We start from the raw sequence: 10,285 nt of genomic DNA, 5'->3' as shown, positions 1-10,285 counted from the left end.
GGCGACGCGCGACATCCCGAGCGCCTGCGCGGCCTCCTGGGCCGACAGGGCACCGGCCGCGCGCAGGGCTTCGCTCACGGCGTCCAGCGTCGCCGCGGACAGGCCCTTGGGCAGCGACGGCGGCGCAGCGGAGGGATGCAGCGCGCCCAGCAGTGCATCGATCTCGGCCTGGGTTGCGGCGCCCGCGGTCGCGCGCGCACGCTCCCGGGCATCCCGGTACTGCACCAGTCGCTCCCGGAACAGCGCGAACGCGAACGGCTTCACGAGGTACTGGCTCACCCCGAGCGCGGCCATCGAGCGCACCACGTCCGCGTCGCGCACCGCCGTGATCGCGATCACATCGACGCCCGACGCATGCGCCCGCAGGTTCCGCAGCACATCCAGTCCGCTGCCGCCCGGCATCGTCATGTCGAGCAGGACGAGGTCGATCGCGAGATCGCGCTCCAGCAGCGCCACCAGCGCGGCCCGCGCACTCGAGCATTCGGCGACCACCTCGAAGCCGTCGATGCGCGCCAGGTACGACCGGTGCAACTCCAGCGCGAGGGCCTCGTCGTCGACGAGCAGCACGCGGATCATCGCCGCGCCCCCGGCAACTCGACCCGGAACGTGGTCGGCGCGGCGGCATCCAGCTCGAGCCGTCCGCCCGCCCCCGTGACCACGGACCGCGCCAATGCGAGCCCCACACCGCGCCCTTCGACGCCCGCGGGCTTGGTGGAGAACCCGTGCTCGAAGATGCGCTCGCGCAGCTCCGCCGGCACGCCCGCGCCGCTGTCCGACACGACCAGCGAGACGCCGTCCCCGGACGGCTCGAGCTCCACGCGGACCCACCGCGGCGCGGGGCCTGCGGCCGCGGCATCCAGCGCGTTGTCGATCAGGTTGCCGAGCACAGCGACCGCATCGACCGGCGGCAGCCCGGACGCGGGCGTTCCCGGCTCGATGCGCGCGGTCCAGTCGATGCCCTGCTCGCGCGCCTGCGCGGCCTTGCCGAGCAGCAGGGCGCCGATCGCCGGGTCGCCGTCGACGTTGGCGTTCACCAGGTCGACGAGGTCCTGGCTCTGCCGGGCCGTCTGCGTGAGGATCTCCACGGCCTCGTCCGCGCGCCCCAGCTCGATGAGCGCCACCGCGGTGTGCATGCGGTTGCCGTGCTCGTGGGTCTGCGCCCGCAGGGCCTCGCCGAGGGTGCGCGTGGACTCGTAGGATGCCACGGCATCCCGGATGCCGCCCGCCGGCAGATCCCCCGCCAGTCGACGCGTGGTGCGCCGTGCGACCGCGGCGACGACGAGCCCGGCGACGAGCACGGCGGCGGCCACCGTGATCGCGAACGGCAGCCGGGGGAGGATGCCGCCGCTGATGCTCTGCACGGTCACGCCGACCGACACCCAGCCGACGACCGCGCCGGCGGACAGCACCGGCACGATCGTGCGCACCGACGGGCCGAGCGTGCCGGTCACCTGCTGGGTGAGGCTGTGCGCGGTGCGCGGGATGGTGCCGATGTAGTGCTTGCCGATCTGCGCCGGGTCGGGATGGGTCACCCGGATGCCGCCCGGCGTCATGATCGTGATGAAGTCCACCCCCGTGCTCCGTCGCAGCCCCTCGGTCATCGGCTGCAGCACCGCGGTGGCCTCGGCCGGTCCCGACTGCAGCGCGGATGCCACGCCCGGCGCGACGGCGAGCGTGGCCGAGACGGTGCGGGTGAGCCGCTCCGCGTCGGCGCGGGCGGTCTGCTGCGCGTCCAGCACCAGTGACGTCGCGAGCACCACGACCACGAACACGACGACGGCGGCCACGGCCGTGAAGACGGCGGTCGCGGCGCTGCGGGGACGGGCGGGACGGGTCATGCTCCGTCCAGAGTGCCAGAGGACGGGGCCGGATGCCTGCGACCAATACGACCGCAACCGGGCAGACGACCGTGACCGGCGGCACAGTGGACGAGCCGCCACCGACGGGCGGCATCCGACATCCCCGAACACCGACGTTCCCCGGAGGCGACGATGACTCTCCTGCCACGCACCACGACGACCCGACTGCCGCGCTTGCGCCGCGGCCGCAGCTGGGACAAGCACACCTGGCTCTACCTCTCCGTGATCATCGCGGTGGCGCTCGGATGCGTCGTGGGCCTCGTCTGGCCCGACGCGGGCGTCGCCCTGAAGCCCTTGGGCGAGGCGTTCGTCGCCCTCATCCACCTCATGATCGCGCCGATCATCTTCTGCACCATCGTGATCGGTGTCGGGTCCATCGCGAAGGCGGCCACGGTCGGCAAGATCGGCGGGCTCGCCCTCGGCTACTTCCTCGTCATGAGCACGGTCGCCCTCGGCATCGGCCTGATCGTGGGCAACATCATCCAGCCCGGCAGCGGCCTGCACATGTCCGAGGCCAAGTACTCGGTCGACGGCGGCGGAGAGTCGACGCACGACTTCATCCTGGGCATCATCCCGACCACCTTCTTCTCCGCATTCACCGACGGCAACGTGCTGCAGGTGCTGTTCATCGCCCTGCTGGTCGGGTTCGCACTGCAGAAGATGGGCGCCAAGGGCGAGCCGATCCTCGGGGTCGTGAAGCAGCTTCAGACCCTCGTCTTCCGCATCCTCGGCATGATCCTGTGGCTGGCCCCGGTCGGCGCATTCGGCGCGATCGCGGCAGTCGTGGGCGGCACCGGCGCGTCGGCGATCTGGAACCTGGGCCTGCTGATGGTCGCGTTCTACATCACCTGCTTCCTGTTCATCGCCGTCGTGCTCGGCACGATCCTGCTCGCCGTCGCGCGGATCAACATCTTCACGCTCATGAAGTACCTGGCCCGCGAGTACCTGCTGATCGTCGGCACCTCGTCCTCCGAGGTCGCCCTGCCGCGCCTGATGGCCAAGATGGAGCACCTCGGGGTGTCGAAGTCGGTCGTCGGCGTCACTGTCCCGACCGGCTACTCGTTCAACCTCGACGGCACGGCGATCTACCTCACGATGGCATCCCTGTTCATCGCGGCCGGGATGGGAGCGCCGATGGCACTCCCGCAGCAGATCGGCCTGCTCGTCTTCATGATCATCGCCTCCAAGGGCGCCGCGGGCGTCACCGGTGCGGGCCTGGCCACCCTCGCCGGCGGTCTGCAGACCTACCGCCCCGACCTGGTCAACGGCGTCGCGGTCATCGTCGGCGTGGACCGGTTCATGTCCGAGGGCCGTGCGGTGACGAACTTCACCGGCAACGCGGTCGCCGCCGTGCTGATCGGCGTCTGGACCCGCCAGTTCGACGCGGACCGGGCTCGCCGGGTGCTGCGCGGCGAGCTCGCCTTCGACGAGGCATCCCTCGCGTCCGACGCGCACGGCCCCGCCACCGCCGAGCCCGCGACGTCGGCCGCCGAGCCGTCGGCCGCCGAGCCGACCGCCTCTGCCGCACTGGCATCCCGGCGCTGACGCGCCCCGGGGCCGACGCACCCCGCTGCGCGGGCTCCCCGGTGCTGACCGCCGCCCGCCCTCTCCGTTGACTTGCCCTGGATGTACGCGACACGCCGTGCGCGGTGTACATCCAGGGCAAGTCAACTGCGGCTGGTGGTGCCTGTGGATGGATTCCGAGGCTGATCCGGCATCGGTGGCATCGTCGGGGGATGACACCGCATCTCGACTTCGAACCCGCGTTCACGACGGGCGCGGGACTGCGGGCGGGATTCTCCCGCCGCGACCTCGATTCGGCCTTCTTCGAACGGCCCTTCACGGGGCTGCGCGCCGTCCGGGGTGCAGACGAGGGTGACGATGCCACGCGGCCGACGGATCGAGAACTGCAGCTGCGCGCCACCGTGCGGCGCGCCCGCCAGTTCTCCGTGCTGATGGGCGCGGCGGAGTTCTTCTCCCACACGACCGCGGCGGTGCTGTGGGGTCTCCCGCTGCCATGGGTGGATGCCGACGCGATCCATGTCTCCGTGCGTGCTCCAGGCCGCGCACTTCGGTGTGCCGGGGTGGTCGGCCACCAGCTCGCCGGTCGCGGCGTGACGGTGCAGCAGCATCCCGAGCACCATGTGCGCCTGACGTCTCCGGCCGCCACCTGGGCGCTGCTCGGAACGGTGCTCCGGCATCCGTACGACCTGGTGGCGGTGGCGGATGCCGCGCTGTGGGTCGACCGCGTTGCCGGACCGCACGGATGGATCGTCTCACCCGCGCTGGCGGGCAGAGCGGAGCTCGAGGCGTCCATTCCCTTCAAACGGAAGGGCGTGGTGGCGCTGCGCGAAGCGCTGAGCCGGGCGCGGCCGGGAGTCGCGTCGCGCCCGGAGACGTGGATGCGGCTGACGCTCGTCGACGCCGGGCTGGAGGAACCCGAGACCGACGTGGACGTCTACACCGAGTCGGGCACGTTCATCGGCTGCGTCGATCTCGCCTTTCCCGCGCGGAAGATCGCGATCGAGTACGAAGGTGACCACCATCGCATCGACAAGGCGCAGTGGAACCGCGACATCGAGAAGCACGATGCGCTGGTACGGGCCGGCTGGCGCGTCATCCGCGTCACCGCGCAGATGCTGTTCTCGGAGCCCCGCCGGCTGGTCTCGCTCACACGCAGCGCCCTGCGCCACGCCCGGTGACCCCGCACCCCCTGTTGACTTGCCCTGGATGTACGCGACACGCCGCGCGCGTCGTACATCTAAGGCAAGTCAACATCAAGAGGCTGCCGCATCGAGACGGCGCCGCACCGGGATGCTGCCGCACCGAGACGGCGCCGCACGCACCCGGGGCACCGGGCTGCGGGACTCAGATGAAGTACTCGGGGGCGGCGAGTTCGGCGCGGGTCTCGGCGCCGAGGTGGCGCGGGCGCGACTTGGCGGGGATGCCCACGATCACCGAGTCGGGCGGCGCATCCTTGGTGACGACCGCGTTGGAGCCCACCGCGCTGCGCGCGCCGATCGTGACGGGACCGAGCACCTTGGCTCCGGACCCGACGACGACGCCGTCCTCGAGGGTGGGATGCCGCTTGCCGCGGTTCCAGGTGCGGCCACCGAGCGTCACGCCGTGGTACAGCATCACGTCGTCGCCGATCTCGGCGGTCTCGCCGATCACGACGCCCATGCCGTGGTCGATGAAGAACCGGCGCCCGATGACGGCGCCGGGGTGGATTTCAATTCCGGTGAGCCACCGGGTCAGCTGCGAGCCCGTGCGCGCGACGAAGCGGAAGCCCCGCACCCACAGCGCGTGCCAGACGCGGTGCGCCCAGATGGCGTGCAGCCCGGGGTAGAGCAGTGCGAGCTCCACGGAGCCGCGCGCAGCAGGATCCCGCAGCCGTGCGGCTGCGAGATCCTCCCGCATGCGTCCTGCGACAGACAATGTCAGACCGTTTCGCGCAGGTCCTCGAAGAGGGCGGTGGACAGGTAGCGCTCGCCCGTGTCGGGCAGCACGACGACGATCTTCTTGCCGGCGTTCTCCGGGCGCTTGGCGACCTGGATGGCGGCCCACGCCGAGGCGCCGGACGAGATGCCCGCCAGCACGCCCTCGTGGGCGGCGAGGGCCCGCGACGTCGCGATCGCGTCGTCGAACTCGACCGTGACGACCTCGTCGAAGACGTCGGTGTCGAGGATCGGCGGCACGAAGTTCGGGCCGATGCCCTGGATCTTCGCGGGGCCGGTGGTGCCCTCGGACAGCAGCGGCGACGCGCTCGGCTCCACGGCGACGACCTTCACGCCGGGCTTGCGCTGCTTGAGCACCTGGCCGACGCCGGTGATCGTGCCGCCGGTGCCGATGCCGGCGACGAAGATGTCGACCTCGCCGTCGGTGTCGCGCCAGATCTCCTCGGCGGTGGTCTTGCGGTGGATCTCCGGGTTGGCCGCGTTCTCGAACTGGCTGGCCAGGATCGCACCGGGCGTCTCGGCGACGATGCGCTCGGCCTCCGCGACGGCGGTCTTCATGCCGCCGGCCGGGTCGGTGAGCACGATCTCCGCGCCGAAGCGGGCAAGCAACTGGCGGCGTTCGATCGACATCGACGACGGCATCGCGAGGATGACCCGGTACCCGCGCGCCGCGCCGGCCAGGGCCAGCGCGATGCCTGTGTTGCCCGAGGTGCCCTCGACGATGGTGCCGCCCGGCTGCAGGGCGCCCGCCTCCTCGGCCGCGTTGATGATGGCGATGCCGATGCGGTCCTTGACCGACGATCCGGGGTTGAAGTACTCGAGCTTCGCGTAGACCTCGCCCTCCGCGCCGTCGGTGACGCGGTTGAGGCGGACGAGCGGCGTGTTGCCGAACGCGGTGGTGATGTCGGAGTGGATGCCGGGCATGGCGGGCCTTTCCTGAAGCACATGTCAGTTGGTTGCCTCAGCCTAGGCCCGGCTTCATAGGCCGCGCCGATTTGTGACGCTGTGCGACATCCGCACGCGCGCATCCGAGAATGGAGGGATGCCGCACCCCGCCGACTCCGCAGATCCCGACTCCGCCGTCGACCTGTCCGCCCTGCTGCGGGACGCGGCGCAGACGCTCGCCGCCGCGGGCGTCGCCGATCCGCAGGTGGATGCCGAGCTGCTCGCCGGCCACGTGCTCGGCGTCGGACGCGGTCAGGTGCAGGCGGCATCCGTCCGCGGCGATCACGTCGCCGCGGCCGACCGGGCGGCGTTCGAGGCGCTCGTCGCCCGCCGGGCCTCCCGCGAACCGCTGCAGCACCTCACCGGCCTCGCGCCCTTCCGGCACCTGGAGCTGCATGTCGGCCCGGGGGTCTTCGTGCCGCGCCCCGAGACCGAGGTGCTCGCCCAGCTGGCGATCGACGCGCTGCGGCAGGTCGCGTCCGAGGCGCCGGTGGCCGTCGACCTCGGCAGCGGCAGCGGCGCGATCGCGCTGGCCATGGCCACCGAGGTACCGTACGCCCGCGTGCACGCCGCCGAGCTGTCCGCCGAGGCGATCGCCTGGACGCGGCGCAACGTCGACGCGTTCGCACCCGAGGTGACCCTCGTGCAGGCGGACCTCGCCGACGCGTTCCCGGAGCTCGACGGCGTCGTCGACGTGGTGGCGTCCAACCCGCCGTACGTGCCGGACGACGCGATCCCGCGCGACCCGGAGGTGCGCCTCTACGATCCGCCGCGTGCGCTGTACGGGGGAGCGGACGGCCTGGATGCCATCCGGGTGCTCAGCCGCACCGGCCTGCGCCTGGCGCGTCCGGGCGGGTTCCTCGCCATCGAGCACGGCGAGTGGCAGGGCGAGGCGGTGCGCGCCATCCTCACCGCCGACGGCTGGCGCGCCGCCGCGACGCATCCCGACCTCACACTGCGCGACCGCGTGACCACCGCGATCCGTCCCTGAGCACGACCTGACCGCGATCCGCCGCGAAAATCCCGGCCGGCCCGGCGGCCCGGTCCGTTTCGAAGGGATCGCTGACCCGCTTCACGGGCGCCGCCGCGCCGCCTCGATAGACTGGAGCACGACATGTCCTCCCTCTTTGACTGCGCCGACCAGACGCAGCTGCTGACCGGCATGCGCCAAGCGCGCCAGGCCGTCGGTCGCGGCGACCTCATCGTGCTGCCCACCGACACCGTGTACGGCATCGGCGCCGACGCCTTCAACGCCGTCGCGGTCGGGCGCCTCCTCGCAGCCAAGGGCCGCGGGCGGCAGCAGCCGCCGCCGGTGCTCGTGGCCGGGCGCACCACGATGCAGGCGCTCGTCGCCGAGGTGCCCGACGCCGTCGACCGGCTGGTCGAGGCGTTCTGGCCCGGCGGCCTCACCATCGTGCTGCCGTCCCAGCCGTCGCTCACGTGGGACCTCGGCGACACGCACGGCACCGTGGCGGTGCGGATGCCGGCGCACTCCCTCGCGCTGGAGCTCCTCGAGGAGACCGGCCCGCTGGCGGTCTCCAGCGCCAACCTCACCGGCCAGGCGGCCGCGATCACCGCGTTCGACGCCGAGGCGATGCTCGGCGACAGCGTCTCCGTGTACCTCGACGCCGGCACCAGCCTCACCGGCGTCGCCTCGACCATCGTCGACGCCACGAGCCTCGTCGGGGGAGCGGATCCCGTCATCCGGGTGCTGCGCGAGGGCGCGATCGGCCGCGATCGGCTCCGGGAGGTCGTCGGCGAGCTGCTGGAGCCCGATCCCGCCGACGATGCCGCGTGAAGCAGTATCTGTTCACCGTCCTCCTGACGGCCACGGTGACCCTGGTGCTGTCGTGGTCGGTCTGGCAGCTCGCCCTGAAGTACAAGCTGTATCCGGGCATCCGCGCGCGTGACGTCCACACCACGCCCACGCCGAGGCTCGGCGGCATCGCCGTCTTCCTCGGCATCGCGGCGTCCATGGCGGTCTCCGCGGGCAACCCGTACTTCGCGATCGTCTGGTCCGACCCGCAGCAGATGATCGCGATCCTCGTCGCGATGGCGCTGACCGTGCTCGTCGGCGTCGCCGACGACATCTGGGACCTCGACTGGTTCATCAAGCTCGGCGCGCAGTTCCTCGCCGCAGGCATCGTGGCCGGCTGGGGGCAGCTGCAGATCTACGCGCTGCCCATCGGCGGCATGACCGTCGTCTCCGGTCCGGTCGGCTTCGCGATCAGCGTGCTCGCCATCGTCGTGGTCATGAACGCGGTGAACTTCATCGACGGCCTCGACGGGCTGCTCACCGGCGTCTGCCTCATCGCGAACGCGATCTTCTTCGTCTACTCGTACCTGCTGGTGCGCGACATCGGCGCCAGTACCTACTTCAACCTGGCATCCTTCCTCGCGGCCACGCTCGTGGGCGCGTGCGCCGGCTTCCTTCCGCTGAACTGGAGCAAGGCGAAGATGTTCATGGGGGATGCCGGAGCGCTGCTCATCGGTCTGCTCATGGCGACCTCGGCTCTCGCCATCACTGCGCAGTACCCGACGCTGACCGGTGCCGACTTCGGCCGCTCGCAGCTGCTCGGTGCCTTCATCCCGATCCTGCTGCCGATCGCGGTGGTGATCCTGCCGCTGATCGACTTCGGCTCCGCCGTCGTGCGGCGGCTGTGGGCCGGGAAGTCGCCGTTCTCGCCGGACCGCAAGCACCTGCACCACAGGATGCTGGACATGGGCCACAGCGACCGTGCGGCCGTGCTCATCTTCTACGCGTGGACCGCGATCATCGGGATCGCCGTGCTGCTCATGTACCTCGCCTCGCGCCAGGACTGGCCGGGAGCGTACTGGATCGGTGTGGTCTACGGCGTCATCGGCGCCGCCGCCTGCCTCGTCGTGACCGTCGCGCCGCGTCGCCGCACCGCCCGCAAGACCGCACCCCGACCGGAGGCCGCCGCATGACCGCTGACCAGAACCCGAATGCGATCCTGCGCTCGACGCTGCGCTGGAGCCTGGTGATCGAGGGGATCCTCGCGGTGGTCGGCGCCGGGATCGGCTTCGCCGTCGCCGGCACCCACGGGCTGTGGAGCGCGCTCATCGGCGTGCTGATGGCGGCCGTGTTCCTCGGACTGACCGCGGTGACCATGCTGATCGGGGCCCGGGTCGGCGGGGGAGAGCTGCTGTCCACGGCCTATTTCGCGATCGTGCTCGGCGGCTGGTTCGTCAAGGTCGTGGTGTTCTTCATCGTGCTGCTGACCCTGCGCGGCCAGCCCTGGATCGCCCCTTTGGTATTCTTCTTCGCCGCGGTCGCGGGGGTGCTGGTTTCGCTCGTGGTGGACATCGTGGTGTTCGCACGGGCCCGTGTGCCCTACGTCGGCGACGTGGAACTGCCCACGACCGACCCGGATGGTATACCATCTGACGATGGCTCGGGTTCGTGAACCTGAACATTTCTTGATAGGCTAGGCGAGGCCGTTGAACCTGGGCGCACTGCATGCGCGCCCGGAGTGCCGGCCGAAAAACACATTCGCCGTCGCATCGCTTTCGCGGTGCCCCGAAGCCGGAGCCTCACGCTGTTTACCCACGTCGCTTCACTGATCGCCAACGCCGCGACCGATGACTCCGGGTTTCACGGCCCGTCCATCGATGACTTCTTCCCGCCGGCTCTCCTGTTCCAGGGAACGCCCTTCGAGCTGAACCGCATGATGGCGATCCGCATCCTCGTGGTCGTCGTGCTTCTGCTCATCATGTGGCTCGCCACCCGCAACATGAAGGTGGTGCCGGGCCGCGGACAGGCCGCCTTCGAGGCGATCTTCATGTTCGTCCGCAAGGGCGTCATCTACGACAACCTCGGCGAGGAGATCGGCCGTCGCTACGAGCCGATCATCATGACCTTCTTCTTCCTCATCTTCGGGATGAACCTGGTCGGGTCGATTCCCGGCCTGCAGCTGGCCGGCACCGCGGCGATCGGCCTGCCGATCGTGATGGCGATCATCGCCTGGGTCATGTTCATCTACGCCGGCTTCCGGGAGAAGG

General features: G+C 70.9%; 11 protein-coding genes. 7 read left to right on the top strand and 4 right to left on the bottom strand.

The features are described from left to right. A partial coding sequence (locus tag VJR25_RS00095) for a response regulator (RefSeq protein WP_324111257.1) occupies positions 1-576 on the bottom strand: 576 nt, incomplete at its 3' end. Next, a complete protein-coding gene (locus tag VJR25_RS00090; RefSeq protein ID WP_324111255.1) occupies positions 573-1,838 on the bottom strand; it encodes a sensor histidine kinase in 1,266 nt (421 codons plus the stop codon). The genes VJR25_RS00090 and VJR25_RS00095, both read right to left, overlap by 4 nt. A 153-nt stretch (positions 1,839-1,991) precedes the next feature. On the opposite strand from VJR25_RS00090, the gene VJR25_RS00085 reads away from it, so the two are divergent. Together VJR25_RS00085 and VJR25_RS00080 are read left to right on the top strand one after the other, a co-directional pair. Further along, the gene (locus VJR25_RS00085; RefSeq protein WP_414683687.1) at positions 1,992-3,404 is read left to right on the top strand and encodes a cation:dicarboxylate symporter family transporter; all 1,413 of its coding nucleotides are present in this window, start codon (positions 1,992-1,994) and stop codon (positions 3,402-3,404) included. 191 nt (positions 3,405-3,595) lie between these two features. After that, complete coding sequence (locus VJR25_RS00080; protein WP_324111253.1) at positions 3,596-4,561, top strand: hypothetical protein; 966 nt, start codon at positions 3,596-3,598, stop codon at positions 4,559-4,561. Between the two features lie 166 nt (positions 4,562-4,727). On the opposite strand, the gene epsC is transcribed toward VJR25_RS00080, so the two are convergent. Then, positions 4,728-5,279, bottom strand: coding sequence for a serine O-acetyltransferase EpsC (epsC, locus tag VJR25_RS00075; RefSeq protein ID WP_324111251.1), 552 nt, complete (start codon positions 5,277-5,279; stop codon positions 4,728-4,730). A 20-nt stretch (positions 5,280-5,299) separates the two neighbouring features. Further along, entirely contained in the window at positions 5,300-6,241 is a 942-nt protein-coding gene (gene cysK / locus VJR25_RS00070) for a cysteine synthase A (protein ID WP_324111249.1), read from the bottom strand. Positions 6,242-6,359: 118 nt separating this feature from the next. On the opposite strand from cysK, the gene prmC reads away from it, so the two are divergent. From prmC to VJR25_RS00045, 5 genes are all read left to right on the top strand, one after another. Continuing rightward, positions 6,360-7,253: a peptide chain release factor N(5)-glutamine methyltransferase gene (prmC, locus tag VJR25_RS00065; protein WP_324111248.1), complete on the top strand. Its 894-nt coding sequence runs from the start codon at positions 6,360-6,362 to the stop codon at positions 7,251-7,253. Between the two features lie 123 nt (positions 7,254-7,376). Beyond that, on the top strand, positions 7,377-8,060 hold the full coding sequence (locus tag VJR25_RS00060; RefSeq protein WP_324111246.1) for an L-threonylcarbamoyladenylate synthase: 684 nt from the start codon (positions 7,377-7,379) through the stop codon (positions 8,058-8,060). Beyond that, positions 8,057-9,211, top strand: coding sequence for an MraY family glycosyltransferase (locus VJR25_RS00055; protein WP_324111244.1), 1,155 nt, complete (start codon positions 8,057-8,059; stop codon positions 9,209-9,211). The genes VJR25_RS00060 and VJR25_RS00055 overlap by 4 nt, the downstream gene beginning before the upstream one ends. Continuing rightward, positions 9,208-9,690 carry a hypothetical protein gene (locus VJR25_RS00050; RefSeq protein ID WP_324111242.1) on the top strand — a complete coding sequence of 161 codons (483 nt, stop codon included), beginning with the start codon at positions 9,208-9,210 and terminating at the stop codon, positions 9,688-9,690. The genes VJR25_RS00055 and VJR25_RS00050 overlap by 4 nt, the downstream gene beginning before the upstream one ends. Positions 9,691-9,798: 108 nt before the next feature. Further along, positions 9,799-10,285, top strand: a 487-nt coding sequence (locus tag VJR25_RS00045; RefSeq protein WP_324111240.1) for a F0F1 ATP synthase subunit A, incomplete at its 3' end; no start/stop codon positions are given.

Source organism: Microbacterium sp. (assembly GCF_035277845.1).
Lineage (GTDB): Bacteria > Actinomycetota > Actinomycetes > Actinomycetales > Microbacteriaceae > Microbacterium.
Note: the sequence above shows the minus strand (reverse complement) of the source record. Positions and strands in the feature narration are given on the sequence as shown.